The sequence below is a fragment of the Chryseobacterium sp. JV274 genome (assembly GCF_903969135.1).
Taxonomy (GTDB): domain Bacteria; phylum Bacteroidota; class Bacteroidia; order Flavobacteriales; family Weeksellaceae; genus Chryseobacterium.
On record NZ_LR824569.1, the window covers coordinates 374,750 to 391,550 of the forward strand.

The window sequence follows — 16,801 nt, forward strand, 5'->3', positions numbered from 1 at the left end:
ACATGATAAAAGTAGCCATAACAGATGATCATCCACTTCTCTTAGAAGGTTTGAAGAATATTTTAGGAAACAGCGATACCATAGATGTTGTAGATTGTTTCAGAAACGTTTCAGAAATGAATGCAGGCCTGGCAAAACAAGCCGTTGATATTTTACTGCTGGACATCAATCTGGTAGATGTCAACAGCATCGAACTGATAAATCCTTTAAAGAAAAAGTATAGTAACCTTCAGATTATCATCCTCAGCGTTCACAATGAACTGCCTGTTATTAACAGTTCTTTGGCGGAAGGCGCTTTAGGATATATTCAGAAAAATGCTTCAGTTTCCGAAATCCTTGAAGGAATCACTGCCGTATATACCGGTAACCGGTTTTTATGCTCACAAACCAGGTCCGTTCTGGAGAAAAAATCAACAGATGGATTAAATCATGTTCCAAAACTGACACGAAGAGAAAAAGAAATTTTAGCTGAAGCAGCAAAAGGACTTACAACCAATCAAATGGCAGAAAAGCTCTTTATCAGCCCGCACACGGTGGAAAGCCACAGAAAAAATCTTATTGAGAAATTTCAAACCTCTAATCTTAGTTCCGCCATTAAACTGGCTATAGAATACGGTTTGGTGATCGAATAAAATATTCATCCAACAAAAAGGCCTGCTTACATCGTAAAAGCAGACCTTTTTTTATATAATCAAATAATCGGGTGTGTACTCATTAATCTTTGAATCTCAAAGCTGCCTGGAACAGATTTTTTTTTCCTACTAAATCATATTCGTCATTATATACAGGCTCATACATTAATATGAAAACCCTGTCGTTAAAATCCTTTAAATCAATAGGCTGATCTGCCATGATATCATAAAACCTTGTAATAGTACGGGTAGCTGTCCATTGTTTTGCATTACCTTTAGGATTTTTATCGAATCTATGATCTTTAGCATCGGTATAATACCAGTATGATGGCGCAGAATCCATCAGAAACATTTCTTTGTCCTTATTATACAATTCCTCCGCCATGCCCGTATTCTGAAACCATGCAACCTCAGTGTTCAAAATGCCTAAAGCTCCTGCATAAACATCTTTATTCGTAGTGGCCCCCACTAGAAACCCTTCCAGATTGGAAGATGTAATTTCAAATTGGAACGTTGATTTTTTCAGGTCATAAACATCGTTGACAGGTTGAATTACCTTTCCGTCCTGTTTAATAACTACTTTCAGTGATTGTGCGAAGGTTATAAAACTTAATAAACAAAAAAGGATGGTCAAACTTAATTTTTTCATTGTATCTCTTTAAATATTACCGCAAAGATATTGGACTTTATAGCTATAAACACTGGCTGATTTCAGGGGTTTTTATTCTAAACTTAAATTAATTTTACCCTTAAAAAATTTTTCCTAAAACAGATTTGCTTTCAACTGGATTTTTATATAAGCTGCTTTCTGCTTTTTACCATTGGCTGAAGCTGAATTGAGTGGATAGACTTCTGCATAAAAAGTATCATTATCAGTCCAGAATGCCTTTTTATTATCTGCTATTTTGAAGTTGGTGAAATTCACGTACAAAAGATTATCTTGCTTCTTTGTTTGTGGAAAATATTTAGAAATAACAAAATTACTCCCCACATCATTATTGGATGAAACAGAAGTAACCCAGCCTTTAGTAGGAAGAATTTGTGGATAGCCTTCTGTACCCAGCTCAAACATCACTGCGTTTTTTATACTGTAAAAAGAATAGAAGGAATCTACAACTTCGTCAGAATTTTCTTTGAAAACCTCCAGGTTTAAGAAAGGTGACTGTCCCACATATTCATTAGCAAGCGGCCCGGTTTCTGTAGAAATATTTTCATGTTGTGTAATGACTTCTTTTCTTCCATTTTCTATGTATACCCAGTTGCCATCCTGCAGTTGTATATTCGGATTTTTTACCAATGCTTCACCAATTTGATTTTTTGAGCTGGCTTTAAATTCCTGTTCTGAAATCTCAGCAATGGTACCAAATTTCTTAAAAGATTTGTTCTTAAAATCACTCGATTCCTTAAATGTGCTGCTTCTGATCTCGTAAAGATCTACGCCTTTTAAAGTAAGTTCATATGCCGGAGTGAATTCTGACTTCAGGACAAACGTTTCAATACTGTTCGAAATATTGTTATTAATGCTATAATGAATAGAGTAGAAGTCCTCAAATTCTTCAAATCCGTAATAATTATCAAACTTATTATAAGCCATTTTCATATGAGCAGCTTCTTTATTCGGAGCCGCAAAAAATTGTATAGAATCCAGCTTGGTAAATAATTGAAATGGAACATCCTGTACATTATCTACCCCTTTTATTTTTTTGAAATCGGCCAGTGTTATCGTTTTTTGCTTAACTTCAGTTTCTATTTTGTTTGTTTCTGTTGTTTTATTCTGCTGATTGCATCCCACAAAAACAATCATAGATGAGATGAAGAATTGATTTAAAGCTTTCATTTTATATTTTTTGGTAAATGTATCAGTATTCAGTACAGATACCAACAAAACTACCTGGTATAGGGAATAAATGGCTGAAAACAGGGATATATTGAATGAGAGAATTTGGACAATTTTACCAAACGATAAACTAAGTATTGTAAAATTATTTATAAAAAATGAAAAACGTAATAATCAGCCTTTCAATTGTGACCGCTTTACTAGCTTCCTGTTCACCCGCTACAGACAAAAAAGTGGAAAAAGTGGCTTCTACAGATGCTAAAACAGCTCCGGTTTCTACACCTGCTCCGGAAAAAAATAATACATCAACATCAGAGCTACCGGGTGAGCTTTCAGAACTTGTTCCCATTGATCTCCTGAATAGTAAAAGTGTAAATGTGTATGAGAAATATGGCATAGAATTCTCCGGAAACTGTTATTCATGCGATTTGACAAGTGTATCCATAACCAAAGAGAAAATAATATGGACGAATGTCTGTGATGAAAAAGATACCTTTGAAATTAGTGATTTTTCATTCTCTAATGAAGGAAACAAAACCATTTTTAAAACACCGGAAAGAACTTATATCGTAACGCAAATAGATAAAGCACCCGTTTACGAACTCGTTATAGAAGGGAAAAAGCTGGAATTAAAAAACAAAAGAATATCAAAATACTTTACCACCGAAAAAGCTTTGCCACTTTTTACAGAGCATGACTGTGGTAATTTTGAGGGATAACAGGCATCTTGCCGTTGATTCAATGGGTAGAATAGTATGGATCAGCTACATTTACAGTCTTTTCTAAAATTTTTAGCATAAAAAAACCTCAAATTGCTTTGAGGTTTCTTTATATTAAAATAATGACTTAATTATTTTGCTGGTTTTTTAGGACTCATCATCATAATCATCCTTTTTCCTTCAAGTTTAGGAAGCTGGTCTACTTTACCCACGTGCTCTAGTTCCTGAGCAAGTTTTAAAAGCAAAATTTCTCCCTGATCCTTAAAGATAATCGAACGTCCTTTAAAAAATACGTAGGTTTTTAGCTTAGAACCTTCTTCAAGGAATTTTTCAGCATGCTTCTTTTTGAATTCATAATCATGGTCATCTGTCTGAGGCCCGAAACGGATCTCTTTTACAACCACTTTTACTTGCTTAGCTTTAAGTTCCTTCTGTTTTTTCTTTTGCTCATATAAGAATTTTTTGTATTCTAATATTCTTGCAATAAAAGGTTCGGCCTTATCAGAAATTACTACTAAATCCAATTCCTGTTCAGCAGCAATCTGTCTTGCTTTGTCAATTGGATAAATTCCTGGCTCTACGTTATCGCCCACCAAACGAAGCTCTCTCACACGAATTTTATCGTTGATCAAGTGTAAGTCCTCCTGTACAGGACGTCTTTGTGGGCCCCTGTTGTTAAATCTTTGTGCTATTGTATTATAATTTTATTGGTTAATTACTTAATTTAATTGATTTAAATATTTAAAAATTGAAAGATTCTGTTCTGGTATTAATCCTTTGAATCCTTCAATCTTTTAATTTTAAATTATATGGCTGCTTCTTTTTTAAAGTAAGCAACGAAATCCTCCAGTTTCATCACTCCAAGATCTCCTTCTCCACGTCTTCTTACAGAAATCGTGCCTTCATTTTCTTCATTTTCCCCTACTACAAGCATAAAAGGAATCTTATTCAATTCCGCATCACGGATTTTTTTACCTGTCTTCTCGTTTCTGTCGTCAATCTGACCGCTAATATCGTGATTTTCCAAAAATTGTGAAACTTTTTTTGAATAATCTACATATTTTTCACTGATCGGTAGAATAATAAACTGCTCCGGGCTTAACCATAATGGGAAATCACCTGCTGTGTTTTCCAACAAAATAGCAATAAAACGCTCCATAGAACCAAATGGTGCTCTGTGGATCATTACCGGTCTGTGTTTTTCATTATCATTTCCGATATAATGAAGATCAAATCTTTCAGGAAGGTTATAATCTACCTGGATTGTTCCCAGCTGCCATTTTCTTCCCAAAGCATCTTTCACCATGAAGTCAAGCTTAGGTCCATAGAATGCCGCTTCGCCGTATTCCACAACTGTTTTTAATCCTTTCTTCTGAGCTGCATTGATGATGGCACTTTCTGCTTTCTCCCAATTTTCATCAGAACCGATATATTTTTGTTTGTTTTCAGGATCTCTTAATGATACCTGAGTTACAAAATCTTCAAACCCTAAAGATTTGAAAACATAAAGAGTTAAATCGATTACTTTTTCAAATTCTTCAGAAAGCTGATCCGGAGTACAGAAAAGGTGAGCATCATCCTGAGTAAATCCACGAACTCTTGTCAATCCGTGAAGCTCTCCACTTTGCTCATATCTGTAAACAGTTCCGAATTCTGCATATCTCTTAGGCAAATCTCTGTAGCTCCATTGTGAAGTCTTGTAAATTTCACAGTGGTGAGGACAGTTCATTGGCTTCAATAAGAATTCTTCTCCTTCATTCGGAGTTTTGATCGGCTGGAAGCTGTCTTCCCCATATTTATCCCAGTGTCCTGAAGTTACATAGAGTTCTTTTGCCCCAATGTGTGGAGACATTACAAACTCATAACCTCCTTTTTTCTGAGCATCTGAAAGGAAATTTTCAAGCTTTCTTCTTAAAGCAGTTCCTTTTGGTAACCAAAGTGGCAACCCGGCACCTACTTTTTCAGAGAATGCAAAAATTCCAAGTTCTTTACCTAATTTTCTGTGGTCTCTTCTTTTAGCTTCCTCTAATCTTTCAAGATATTCAGTAAGGTCTTTCTGTTTAGGGAAAGAAATACCATATACTCTTGTCAATTGAGGGTTCTTTTCATTTCCTCTCCAATACGCTCCTGCTGCATTTAAAATTTTAACCGCTTTTACGATTCCAGTATTCGGAATGTGACCACCACGACATAAGTCTGTGAAGTTATCATGCGTTACAAAAGTGATTTCTCCATCATTGAGATTAGAGATCAATTCCACTTTGTAAGGATTGTCTGCATATGTTTTTAAAGCCTCTTCTTTAGAAACCGGGTAAAGAGAGAAGGTAGAACCTTTCTTCGCGTTTTCTAAGATCTTTTTTTCAATCTTTTCAAAATCTTTTTCAGATAAGCTTTCATCCCCGAAATCTACGTCATAATAGAATCCGCTTTCAATGGCAGGGCCAATCGTCAACTTAGCATTAGGATAAAAGTCAAGGATAGCCTGCGCCAAAAGGTGGGCAGAAGAGTGCCAGAAAGCCTTCTTTCCAAGATCATCATTCCAGGTCAAAAGCTGTACCGTAGAATCCGTGGTTATAGGTGTGGTTGTTTCTACTTGTTTGTCATTAACAATTGCGGAAATGGTGTTTCTAGCCAATCCCTCGCTTATAGATTTTGCCACATCTAGAGGAGTCACTGCTCCCTCGAATTCTTTGACACTATTGTCTGGAAGTGTAATTTTTATCATTGTTTACTAAGAAATTTTAAGAGGCAAAAATACGGAATTTTTAGATAAAATACTATATCCATCTGTATTTAGAATGAGAATTAATATCGAAAATAGAAAGATTTTTAACGTTTGGGAGTCATATGCTTTAGATTGCAGTGTTCTCAGAAAATAATTCTGTCACTTTTATTGCCTTAGTATGGCTGGAATTTGTCGTTTTCTCGGGTTTGTTTTTAAATAGATTACAGAAAAAGCAATAGAAATTTTAAATCTTACAAAAAGAATAAAAATATAAGTTTAGAAGATTAAAAATAATATCTTAATCCGATGAATACAGGATATTGATACAATAATAAAAGGTTAGAATAAATGAGGACAAGAAATTGTACTTGTCTTTTATAAATTTCTGAAATACAATAGACCCTATTCAATCAGAATCCAATACATATTAATTTCAAAAATTACAATCCCTATGAACAGGATAAACATCGATTTACATTGTGATCTTTTATATTACCTTTTAAGATCAGATTCAGCGCTTGATGATAAAGAAATAGGTTGTTCGCTGCCTTATTTACAGGATGGAAATGTAAAGCTTCAGGTGATGGCAATGTATGCAGGAACAGGTGCAAACAGTACGGTTCACGGACTGGAACAAAGCAAATTATTTTCAAAGCTTATCAAAAACGAGAATTTTTTCCTTTTTAACAATGATAATTTTAACAATCCGGAAAATAAAAATCGGGTAGGAGTCATCGCTTCTATCGAAAATGCATCTGCTTTCTGTGATGAAAACCAAAGCCTGGAATCCGGATTTAAAAACCTGGAGACAATTATTGAAAATACTGAAAAAGTCTTTTATATCGGGATTACGCATCATCTGGAAAACCGTTTTGGAGGCGGGAATAATGCTACAGCAGGCTTGAAAGACGATGGTAAAGTACTGATCGACTATATTTCTAACCGGAAAATTGCCATTGATTTAGCTCACACAAGTGATCAGCTGGCTTATGATATTTTCACTTATATTGATCAGAGAAATTATTCAATTCCTATTCTTGCAAGCCATTCCAATTACAGAACTGTTTATAAAAACAATAGAAATCTCCCTGATGAACTGGCGAAGGAAGTGATCAACAGAAAAGGATTGATTGGCCTGAATTTTATCAAAGATTATGTTGATATTGAACATCCTGAAAGACTTTATGAGCATATTCAATACGGACTTGATCTTGGCGGAGAGGATAGTATAGCCTATGGTGCAGATTATTTTTACTGGAAGGATCATCCGGACACATCCCGTCATCCTTTTTTCTTTCCTGAACATTCCAACGCTTCGGTATATCCGGCAGTCAATAAAGAAATTGAAGAGCGGTTTTCAACTGAGTTGGTAGAAAAGATCAGCTATAAAAATGCACTGAATTTTATAGAGAATATGTATAAATAAAATCATTTCTTGTCTGTTGAATCAAAGCATAATTATCAGGTCGCTTCTCTGGAGCTATAATTTTAAAACAAATACGTCCTATTAACAGTTAACTCCCATTGGAGTTGGATTTGATCCCATCGGGATCTGCTTTTAATAGAAAAAAAGATGAAGTCCTCATAAAAATAAAGCTCCAGAGAAGCGACCTGTTAATACTAACTCTGTGAGAGAGTATATTAAAAAGAAAACAGCTGATCTGGTGTTTGATTTTACATGAATTAAACGTGACAACACTTTGTAAATTAATGGTTTGTGTGATTTTATTTAATGCTTTCTTTTATACTTTGCTTTCTGCTTGATAATCTCGATGACATCTACATTCTGGACTTTAGATTTAATCCATCCATGGATGTCAATATAAAATAACGACCGTCTGTAATATTCATTTTTAGAATATGTTTCCAGCTTTTTATCAAAACTTTCAAACGCTTTCTGCCTTTGATTCAATACCTGATTATTAAGATTCTTAAAAAACTGAATACTTTCAAAATGAAACTCTTCAGGCTTTTTCATTTTTTTGGCAAACTTTAAAGTAGAAGCGATAAATTCATCATAATCTTCATCATTGCCTGACTCATATTTTGCCATTAAAATCAGAATCCTGGTATGAAACAGCAGATCTTCCTGTACATTTCCCTTAGATTCTATGATCCTCATAGAATACTCAATAGACTTGTCAAACATTTTACTGCCGAAGAACATGGCCGCCATTTTCAGATAGAGAATCATAAAATGGTGTTCATCTATTCTTTCTCTGAGTTTTTCCATTTTTAATTCCACTTCAGGAATAAGCTTGGTTCCTGTGAAAAACTCCCCCTTTACAAAGTGAATATTCATCAGCGTATTGTAATGGGTAAGAAAAATAAGGGACTGAAGATTTTCATTCTGGATAAAATTTTCAGCATGTACCATTTTATTAAAATTCGCGAAATGCTCCTCCAGAATATCAATATTTCCATATAAAAACAGGATTTTCAACAGATAAGTATTCCCTTTGATATACCAAACCGGGTGGCTGTAGATCATTTCAGGCTTTTTATGAAAAAGATCAACCCACTGATAAGCATATTTCAAGGTGTATTTATAATCCTGCAAAAGCTGGTTTTTCCAGACATGAGCTTTATAGTACCAAAGTTTTTCTGTGAAGTTTAGCTTCTCAGGGTTTATATTTTTAATCTGGGCATTAAAAACATCCATTACTTCCTGCCGGTCTGCATCATTTTTTACATAGCCGTGGGTAAGCATTTCACTGTATAATTTCAGAGAAAGATTAGACAGTTTTGTGGTGTAGCGGTTCTGTTTGCTGATCTCCTGAGATTGCTTGATAAGCTCTTCAGCACGGCCTTCAATACTTCGGGTAATGAATTGTGATTCAATTACTTTTTCAAGGTCTATGATTTCAGAAGCAATACTTTTTTCATCCAGTTCCAATGCAGACTGCTTGGTTTTGTCCAATATCTTCAGAGCCTGCTTGTAAAGTCCTTTTTGATACAGAATATTGGCGAAATCGAGCTGCTCACGAAGCTGAATTCTATAGTTTTGATGACTCGGGTTCATACGGAGACTTACGAGGATCTGTTTATAAAGATGGGCTTTAAGATTGGAAAGCTGCTGTTTGGTAGAGATTTTTTTCTCAATAATTATACTTTCATCATATTCCTTCATCTTATCCATTTCGGAAAAGAGCAGCAGAAATTTGGCATCTACATTAATTCCGAGACGGTTCACATATAACTTGAACTGTCGTTTTTCAGAGGTGGTCAATGACTTTACCAATACAAACAAAAAATCTTTCTGCAATTCTGCCATTGTAAATTTTTATAAATTAAAATGCTGATTAATAAATGAATACGATTGTTTTTTCAACTGTTGAATATTGTAATTTTCAAAAAAAGTGAAAATGAAAAAATATAGCAACCCGTAGTTTTGAACCAAAATTAAGTAAAAAACTTCACTTATGGATTCCGAAAAAATTGAAATTTTTGATACAACACTGAGAGATGGGGAGCAGGTTCCGGGATGTAAACTGAACACGGAACAAAAACTGATTATTGCTGAAAGGCTTGATGAGTTAGGGATTGATGTCATTGAAGCGGGATTCCCAATTTCCAGTCCGGGAGATTTTGAATCTGTTTCAGAAATTTCGAAACTGGTGAGAAAAGCTAAAGTATGCGGGCTGACAAGAGCAAATAAAAAAGATATTGATACCGCAGCGGAAGCACTGAAGTTTGCAAAAAGACCAAGAATACACACCGGAATCGGAACTTCCGATTCTCACATTAAATATAAATTCAACTCGACAAGAGAAGATATTATTGAAAGAGCAGCGGAAGCCGTAAAATATGCCAAAACTTATGTGGAGGATGTAGAATTTTATGCTGAAGATGCAGGCAGAACAGACAATGAATACCTGGCAAAGGTTTGTGAGGCAGTAATCAAAGCAGGAGCCACTGTTTTGAATATTCCTGATACCACAGGATATTGCCTGCCGGAAGAATATGGTCAGAAAATAAAGTATCTGAGAGAAAATGTAAAAGGAATTGAAAAAGCGGTGCTTTCATGCCATTGTCACAATGATCTTGGACTGGCTACTGCCAATTCTATTGCCGGCGCTATCAACGGAGCGCGTCAGATTGAATGTACCATCAACGGATTAGGAGAAAGAGCTGGCAATACAGCATTGGAAGAAGTCGTCATGATTTTAAAACAGCATAAAGATCTGAATCTGCATACCAATGTGAATTCCAGAATGCTGAATGAAATGAGTACAATGGTTTCCGAACTGATGGGAATGTCTGTACAGCCCAATAAAGCTATTGTAGGAGCCAATGCTTTTGCTCACAGCTCAGGAATTCATCAGGATGGCGTCATCAAAAACAGGGAAACTTATGAAATCATAGACCCTGCAGAAGTAGGAGTGAATGCTTCTTCAATTATTCTTACTGCCAGAAGCGGGCGCTCAGCATTGGCTTACCGTTTCAAGCATATCGGCTATGAGGTTACCAAGAATGAGCTTGATTTTCTGTATAAGGAATTTTTGAAAATCGCTGACCTTAAAAAAGAAATAGACAACGATGACCTAAGCATGATGATGGATTCCTTCAGCAGAAAAATAGGATAGGTTTGATTTTAAAATCAAGATAAAAGTAAAAATGAACAACAGTAAAAAAACACTTTTTGATAAAGTATGGGACGCTCACGTGGTAGAAACCATTCCTGACGGACCTCAGATTATTTATATAGACAAGCACCTTATCCATGAAGTAACCAGTCCTCAGGCCTTTGCAGAACTGGAATCCAGAAATCTGGAAGTATTCAGGCCGGAGCAGATTGTAGCTACTGCGGATCACAATGTACCTACTTTACATCAGGAACAACCCATTAAAGATGATCTTTCAAGAAATCAGGTAGAACAGCTTACAGAAAACTGTAAGAAAAACAATATTGAGCTTTTCGGATTGGGACATCAATATCAGGGAATCGTTCATATTATCGCTCCGGAATTAGGGATTACCCAGCCGGGAATGAGTATTGTATGTGGTGACAGCCACACGTCTACCCATGGAGCATTTGGTTCTATTGCCTTTGGGATTGGTACCAGTCAGGTGGCTCAGGTATTTGCCAGCCAATGTTTATTACTGAACAAGCCAAAATCAATGAGGATTACAGTCAATGGCGAATTGAATGAAAATGTTCAGTCCAAAGATGTGATTCTTTATATCATTTCAAAAATAGGAACTGATGGAGGAACGGGATATTTCTGTGAATACGCGGGTAATGTATTTGAAGATATGTCAATGGAAGGAAGGATGACCGTTTGTAATATGAGTATTGAAATGGGTGCCAGAGGCGGTATGATTGCTCCGGATGAAACCACTTTTGAATACGTGCAGGGAAGAAAATTCGCTCCGGAAGGAGAAGAATGGGAGGGAAAAGTAGAGTACTGGAAAACCTTAAAAACAGATGAAGGAGCTTCATTTGATAAAGAACTCAGTTTCGACGCAGCAGATATCTATCCGATGATTACTTATGGTACAAATCCGGGAATGGGTATTTCAATCCGTGAAGTTATTCCGGCTCCTCAAAACGAATCGGAAGAGAAAGCGTTACAATATATGGGACTTGAAGCCGGACAGACAGTGAACAGCATCAAGGTTAATTATGTTTTCATAGGAAGCTGTACCAATGCTAGAATAGAGGATTTTCGTTCTGCAGCCCAGTATATTAAGGGGAAAAGTAAATCAGAAGCGGTAAAAGCTCTGATTGTTCCCGGATCTCAACAGGTAGTTAAACAGATTTATGAGGAAGGATTGGATAAAATATTCAACGATGCAGGATTTCAGATCCGTCAGCCTGGATGTTCGGCGTGTCTGGCCATGAATGATGATAAAATTCCGGAAGGTGAATATTGTGTTTCCACTTCCAACAGAAACTTTGAAGGCAGACAGGGACAGGGTTCAAGAACTATTCTTGCCAGTCCTCTTACTGCAGCGAAAGCCGCAATAGAAGGCAAAATTTCAGCTTTTGAAAGTTTAAACTAAAAGTAATTTTAAATTATGTTTGAACCACAAAGACACAAAAGGTTGTAACACTTAAGTAAGAAGAAATTATCATTCGCTTGCATAAAAAGAGCACTTAAGCTTTTTTGAAAATATTTGATTTTCATTCTTATGCGAATTTCTTATATAGGTTCTTTTTATCCTTTCTTAAGTAAACTGAAGTGAAAAAAACTTTTGTGTCTTTTGTGGTTCAAAGTCTAACAATGTAGAATACATGCAAAAATTAGTTATTTTAAAATCCCGCGCAGTTCCATTGCCGGCAGAAAATATAGATACAGACCAGATTATTCCGGCAAGATTCCTGAAAAGTATAGACAGAAAAGGTTTTGGAGAAAATCTTTTCAGAGACTGGAGATTCAATATCCATACAGGAGAACCTAATCCGGATTTTGTTTTAAACAATCCTAAATTCAGTGGCCAGATTTTGGTTGCAGGAAATAATTTCGGGTGTGGAAGCAGCCGTGAACACGCAGCCTGGTCTTTGACAGATTATGGGTTTAAAGTAATTATTTCCAGTTATTTCGCTGATATTTTCAAAGGAAATGCTTTAAATAACGGACTTCTTCCGGTAAAAGTTTCTGAAGAGTTTTTAAAAGAAATTTTAGAAGGAATCAATGAAAATCCTGACAATGAGATTGCAATTGATGTGGAATTGCAATCAGTAAGCTTTAAAGATACAACGGAGACTTTTGAGATAGACTCTTATAAAAAAATATGTCTGTTGAACGGCTATGACGATATTGATTTTTTAATCAGCAGAAAACAGACCATCACAAATTTTGAATTAAAGACACAAAAAACAAATGAGCAACAATTATTTTAAAATCGCGGTTCTTCCCGGAGATGGGATTGGTCCGGAAATTATCAGTGAAAGCATTAAAATATTAGATGTCATTGCTGAAGCTTTTCAATGTAAATTCCATTTTGATTATGGATTAATCGGTGCAGAAGCAATTTTCAAGACAGGAAATCCTTTGCCTGAAGAGACATTGAAAATCTGTAAGGAATCTGATGCTGTGCTTTTCGGAGCTATTGGCGATCCGGTTTTTGATAATAATCCTGAAGCAAAAGTAAGACCGGAACAAGGGTTGTTGAAACTCCGTAAAGAGTTGGGATTGTTTGCTAATATCCGTCCTTTGAAAACATATGCTTCTTTAATTGATAAAAGTCCGCTCAAAAGGGAAATTATTGAAGGGGCTGACATTCAGATTTTCCGAGAATTGGTAAGCGGAATCTATTTTGGTGAAAAATTTACAGATCCGGAAGGCGCTTATGCCTATGATGTTTGTAAATACAGCCGTGAAGATATTATTCCGATTGCACACATGGCATTTCAGGAAGCTCAGAAAAGAAAGAAAAAGCTTACCCTTATTGATAAAGCTAATGTGCTGGATACTTCAAGGTTGTGGAGAAAAACGTGCCAGGAAATAGCTCTGGAATATCCTGATGTACAGCTTGATTATATGTTTGTAGATAACGCAGCTATGCAGCTGATTCTTAATCCTAAGCATTTTGATGTGATTTTGACTGAAAATATGTTTGGTGATATTATTTCTGATGAAGCAAGTGTAATTGGAGGGTCTATCGGATTGCTGCCGTCTGCTTCGGTAGGGGAAGAAAATGCTTTATTTGAGCCTATCCATGGATCTTATCCTCAGGCCAAAGGGAAAGGAATTGCCAATCCTATTGCTTCTATTTTAAGTGTGGCCATGATGCTGGATCATCTTAATTTAAAGGCTGCAGCAGATAAATTAAGACAATCTGTAGAACATGCTATTGAAAACAAATATGTCACGATTGATCTTAATACGAAACAATATTACTCAACAAGTGAAGTGGGAAGCTTTATTGCCGACCATATCAGATATTCTGAAAAATCATATTACAATTTTGAAAATATCAAGATCGGAAAATCGACGATTGTATAGAAAACAAAAAAGTTCAATTAGATAGTTAGAAAGAAAAGTTCCGCCTCATATGAGACGGAACTTTTCGTTTTTTAGTACCAATAAGCCTTAACAGCTCTTTTCGTTATTTCGTATTATCCGTTTTTCCTGACTTGTTTTTTGAAGACTTCTGAATGTCTTCTTTATCAATATCAGGTGGATTGGTCTTTTTTGCTGCTGCAGGAATATTCTGGAAATCCTGATTTTGCTTTTGGGTTTCTGCGGTGTTGGCAGATTCTTTCTTGTTGGTTTTTCCTTTTTTATCCATGACTTTGAATTTTAAATTTCAACAATATGGATAATATCATTCAAAGGGTCTGCCAAACAGAAATATTTTATCCTAAAGTCCCAGAATACCAATTTTTCCCGTTTTATCCTCAATGGTATAATTCAGTGCTTTCGCTAAAACGAAAACATTATTAAGGTTTTCCATCAGCTGTTTACGGCCCTCATTTCTCAACTGATTCTGATCAATTGATTTTTCTGCCGTTTCTTTAGCCTTTGCAGTGACATTCTTAATATCTTTCTCCGAAATGCGGTTTATGAATGAATCATCTAAAGATTGAATTTCAACACTTGGTGTAATTCTGATCTCAGCATCAGGTAATTCTGTAATAACCAGTTTTTTGTTGATGGAATCCACTTCGATCTTCATTTTATTAAGATCATAAGAAACCTGTGCATTGGTCTTTGTATACGTAATAATGCTGTTGCTGGAAACTTCTTTCCCGAAAACTTCATAACCCATTTTGGTTTTCTGCATACTGGAAGTGTTCTGTTCTATCACCACCATCTTATTCATCTTGGAAATCTGATTGGTCAGGATATAATAATCCGACTGTTCTGTTTTAGTTCCAAGGTTCAGACAGGACTTCAGACCAAAAAACAGAAGCACCATAGCGCCGGCACCAGCTGCAAAAGACAGGATTGTTCTATAATTTCTCAAAATCTATTTAAAAATTTCTTTAATAACAGAGGAATCGTTCTTTTTAAGGATTTGAACCAAATCTCTTTCAATATAGCCTGTAGTAGGCATTTCTACAATTCTTCCAATCTCTTTTCCGTATCTTTTCAGGATAACGGTAGGGACTTTTTGAAGATTATAAAGACTTTCATCCCCGGTAGGAGATTCTTTCTTACGGTTTACGGCAATAATGTTTAATTTATTTTCCGGATAGTTTACGGCCTCCAATATTTTCATCAGTCTTGGAAAATCTCTGTGGCTGTCTTCACACCATGTTCCCATAAAAACAATAATGTCATAGGTGCCGATTTTCTCTTTTTTCAATTCACTGACTGCTTTTTGGTCAAGAGCATATTCATCATGTTCCTTTACATACCAATCTGCATAAGGAGCTTTTAAAAACTGCTCTTTCAGTTGGTTTCCTAAAAGCATTTTGCCGTCTTTCTGAGTTTCAACCTCGCGGTTTACGACTACTTTTTGAGCGCTAAGCTGTTGTGCAGCTAAAAGTAAGCTTGAAATGGCAACAATATTGGTAATAAATTTTTTCATAATTATTTCTCGATAATTGATTTTAAATCAGCAGGAGAGTAGTATTTGTTTTTTAATACTTTATGATCCGCCTGTCTGTAAACGTTAAATTTTTCTCCGGACTTTTCATAAAAAGATTCTACTTCCTTCTCTTTGTAGAATTCAACGGTTTCCTTTGCCTGCTCTTCATTATCACACGCTTTCGACATATTGGAACGCTGAACTTCGTTGAATAGCTCTACAAATTTGCTGCCAAGTCCGAATTCCAGCACAGCACCACTCAAAACATACTGAAGATCACACAATGCATCTGCAATTTCTACAATATTATTATCAGCAATTGCCTGTTTCAGTTCGTTCAATTCTTCCTGTAAAAGTTCTACTCTCAGATTGCATCTTTCCGGAGAAGGAATTTGCGGAGTATCTAAAATAGGGGCTTTGAAAGTAGTATGGAATTCTGCTACTTGGTTCAGACTATCAATTTTATCCATGAATTTTTTTATTTCCCACAAAGATAGAAAAGGATTTGTAAAATGTGAAATGTACAAGAGTAAAATATGGAACCCAAAAATGCAGACTATCCAGTGTTTTTATTTTATTCCCGTGAATTAAAGTTTATAGGCATTCTAAACCATGAACTTACTGGCACCCCTTTAGTTTTTGCAGGGCTCCACTTTCCTTTTATTTTTTTTAGTGCAAATTTTACATCTTCAAGAAGAATTTTATTGTTTTCTACTTTGGGTTCAAGATCTACATTGACGATGTCTCCATTTTCATCTATTGCAAAAGATATAATAAATGTTCCTTTAGGGTTGTAAGATTCCCAATCTAAATAATTATATAAGCTTTCAAGGACATCTTTTCGAAAAGCTTTCATTCCACCGGGAATAGCAGCAGACTGATATGCTTTAATGATATCATAATCGGGTTTGTAATTTTCAAAAAAATCTTTCGGCTGAAACAGAAAATCAAAATAAGCCGGAATTGTTTTCCCGTCTTGTTCTGCAGGCTGCCAGTTTTTCAGGCTTCCTAAAGATTTTACCACAAGAGTAAAAGCGCATTTGTTTTTCTCTATGATACTTTCATCACTTTTCTTCTTTATTAAAGCAGGTTTGCCATTCTCATCAATCTTTATACTTACAAAATACATTTCATTTTTATCACATGGCTTAGATCCGCTTTTCAGAAAATAGTCCTGCATTTCTGAGGATAACTGGATGGTACCTCCTTTATAAGGAAACTGACCTTCCGGATATTTAGCGAGTGTTTTTTGTGAAAATGAAGATCCAAAGTATAGAGTAAAAAGAAATAAGATTATTTTTTTCATTTATAGAAGTTTTTCACGGTTCAAATTAGTTTGTTTGCTAAATTAAGAAAAAGTCTACAACTTGAAGGTTGTAGACTTTTATTATATTAAGTAAAATGA

17 protein-coding genes are annotated in these 16,801 nt (G+C 35.5%); 7 read left to right on the top strand and 10 right to left on the bottom strand.

Going from position 1 to position 16,801, the window contains the following annotated elements:
* The first annotated feature begins 2 nt into the window (after nucleotides 1–2).
* On the top strand, nucleotides 3–632 hold the full coding sequence (locus CHRYMOREF3P_RS01740) for a response regulator transcription factor (RefSeq protein WP_180563701.1): 630 nt from the start codon (nucleotides 3–5) through the stop codon (nucleotides 630–632).
* An 82-nt stretch (nucleotides 633–714) separates the two neighbouring features.
* Here CHRYMOREF3P_RS01740 and CHRYMOREF3P_RS01745 read toward each other — a convergent pair whose 3' ends face one another.
* Both CHRYMOREF3P_RS01745 and CHRYMOREF3P_RS01750 read right to left on the bottom strand, forming a co-directional pair.
* Entirely contained in the window at nucleotides 715–1,281 is a 567-nt protein-coding gene (locus CHRYMOREF3P_RS01745; protein WP_180563702.1) for a hypothetical protein, read from the bottom strand.
* A 114-nt stretch (nucleotides 1,282–1,395) separates the two neighbouring features.
* Nucleotides 1,396–2,469 carry a resolvase gene (locus CHRYMOREF3P_RS01750; protein ID WP_180563703.1) on the bottom strand — a complete coding sequence of 358 codons (1,074 nt, stop codon included), beginning with the start codon at nucleotides 2,467–2,469 and terminating at the stop codon, nucleotides 1,396–1,398.
* A 158-nt stretch (nucleotides 2,470–2,627) separates the two neighbouring features.
* Here CHRYMOREF3P_RS01750 and CHRYMOREF3P_RS01755 point away from each other — a divergent pair, with 158 nt between their 5' ends.
* Nucleotides 2,628–3,188 (top strand): hypothetical protein, encoded by a 561-nt coding sequence (locus CHRYMOREF3P_RS01755; RefSeq protein ID WP_077417554.1) that lies wholly within the window; start codon nucleotides 2,628–2,630, stop codon nucleotides 3,186–3,188.
* Between the two features lie 131 nt (nucleotides 3,189–3,319).
* Here CHRYMOREF3P_RS01755 and infC read toward each other — a convergent pair whose 3' ends face one another.
* Nucleotides 3,320–3,820: a translation initiation factor IF-3 gene (gene infC / locus CHRYMOREF3P_RS01760; protein WP_172625635.1), complete on the bottom strand. Its 501-nt coding sequence runs from the start codon at nucleotides 3,818–3,820 to the stop codon at nucleotides 3,320–3,322.
* 173 nt (nucleotides 3,821–3,993) lie between these two features.
* Complete coding sequence (thrS, locus tag CHRYMOREF3P_RS01765; RefSeq protein WP_180563704.1) at nucleotides 3,994–5,913, bottom strand: threonine--tRNA ligase; 1,920 nt, start codon at nucleotides 5,911–5,913, stop codon at nucleotides 3,994–3,996.
* Between the two features lie 451 nt (nucleotides 5,914–6,364).
* Between thrS and CHRYMOREF3P_RS01770 the strand changes: the two genes are divergently transcribed.
* Nucleotides 6,365–7,339, top strand: coding sequence for a dipeptidase (locus CHRYMOREF3P_RS01770; protein ID WP_180563705.1), 975 nt, complete (start codon nucleotides 6,365–6,367; stop codon nucleotides 7,337–7,339).
* Between the two features lie 303 nt (nucleotides 7,340–7,642).
* Here CHRYMOREF3P_RS01770 and CHRYMOREF3P_RS01775 read toward each other — a convergent pair whose 3' ends face one another.
* Entirely contained in the window at nucleotides 7,643–9,187 is a 1,545-nt protein-coding gene (locus CHRYMOREF3P_RS01775; RefSeq protein ID WP_180563706.1) for a hypothetical protein, read from the bottom strand.
* A 148-nt stretch (nucleotides 9,188–9,335) separates the two neighbouring features.
* Here CHRYMOREF3P_RS01775 and CHRYMOREF3P_RS01780 point away from each other — a divergent pair, with 148 nt between their 5' ends.
* The 4 genes from CHRYMOREF3P_RS01780 to leuB all read left to right on the top strand — a co-directional run bounded on the left by CHRYMOREF3P_RS01780 (nucleotide 9,336) and on the right by leuB (nucleotide 13,865).
* Nucleotides 9,336–10,499 carry a 2-isopropylmalate synthase gene (locus CHRYMOREF3P_RS01780; protein ID WP_180563707.1) on the top strand — a complete coding sequence of 388 codons (1,164 nt, stop codon included), beginning with the start codon at nucleotides 9,336–9,338 and terminating at the stop codon, nucleotides 10,497–10,499.
* Nucleotides 10,500–10,530: 31 nt separating this feature from the next.
* Complete coding sequence (gene leuC / locus CHRYMOREF3P_RS01785) at nucleotides 10,531–11,919, top strand: 3-isopropylmalate dehydratase large subunit (protein ID WP_180563708.1); 1,389 nt, start codon at nucleotides 10,531–10,533, stop codon at nucleotides 11,917–11,919.
* 232 nt (nucleotides 11,920–12,151) lie between these two features.
* Complete coding sequence (gene leuD, locus CHRYMOREF3P_RS01790) at nucleotides 12,152–12,760, top strand: 3-isopropylmalate dehydratase small subunit (protein WP_077417542.1); 609 nt, start codon at nucleotides 12,152–12,154, stop codon at nucleotides 12,758–12,760.
* Nucleotides 12,741–13,865 (top strand): 3-isopropylmalate dehydrogenase, encoded by a 1,125-nt coding sequence (gene leuB / locus CHRYMOREF3P_RS01795; RefSeq protein ID WP_077417540.1) that lies wholly within the window; start codon nucleotides 12,741–12,743, stop codon nucleotides 13,863–13,865. The genes leuD and leuB overlap by 20 nt, the downstream gene beginning before the upstream one ends.
* A gap of 103 nt (nucleotides 13,866–13,968) precedes the next feature.
* Here the strand turns inward: leuB and CHRYMOREF3P_RS01800 are convergent, their stop codons facing one another.
* From CHRYMOREF3P_RS01800 to CHRYMOREF3P_RS01820, 5 genes are all read right to left on the bottom strand, one after another.
* Complete coding sequence (locus tag CHRYMOREF3P_RS01800; RefSeq protein ID WP_180563709.1) at nucleotides 13,969–14,151, bottom strand: hypothetical protein; 183 nt, start codon at nucleotides 14,149–14,151, stop codon at nucleotides 13,969–13,971.
* Between the two features lie 72 nt (nucleotides 14,152–14,223).
* The gene (locus CHRYMOREF3P_RS01805; protein ID WP_077417537.1) at nucleotides 14,224–14,829 is read right to left on the bottom strand and encodes a DUF4230 domain-containing protein; all 606 of its coding nucleotides are present in this window, start codon (nucleotides 14,827–14,829) and stop codon (nucleotides 14,224–14,226) included.
* Between the two features lie 3 nt (nucleotides 14,830–14,832).
* Entirely contained in the window at nucleotides 14,833–15,396 is a 564-nt protein-coding gene (locus CHRYMOREF3P_RS01810) for a TlpA family protein disulfide reductase (protein WP_077417535.1), read from the bottom strand.
* Between the two features lie 2 nt (nucleotides 15,397–15,398).
* The gene (locus CHRYMOREF3P_RS01815; protein ID WP_047374946.1) at nucleotides 15,399–15,866 is read right to left on the bottom strand and encodes a nucleoside triphosphate pyrophosphohydrolase family protein; all 468 of its coding nucleotides are present in this window, start codon (nucleotides 15,864–15,866) and stop codon (nucleotides 15,399–15,401) included.
* Between the two features lie 104 nt (nucleotides 15,867–15,970).
* Nucleotides 15,971–16,702 carry a hypothetical protein gene (locus CHRYMOREF3P_RS01820; protein WP_180563710.1) on the bottom strand — a complete coding sequence of 244 codons (732 nt, stop codon included), beginning with the start codon at nucleotides 16,700–16,702 and terminating at the stop codon, nucleotides 15,971–15,973.
* Between the last annotated feature and the right edge of the window lie 99 nt (nucleotides 16,703–16,801).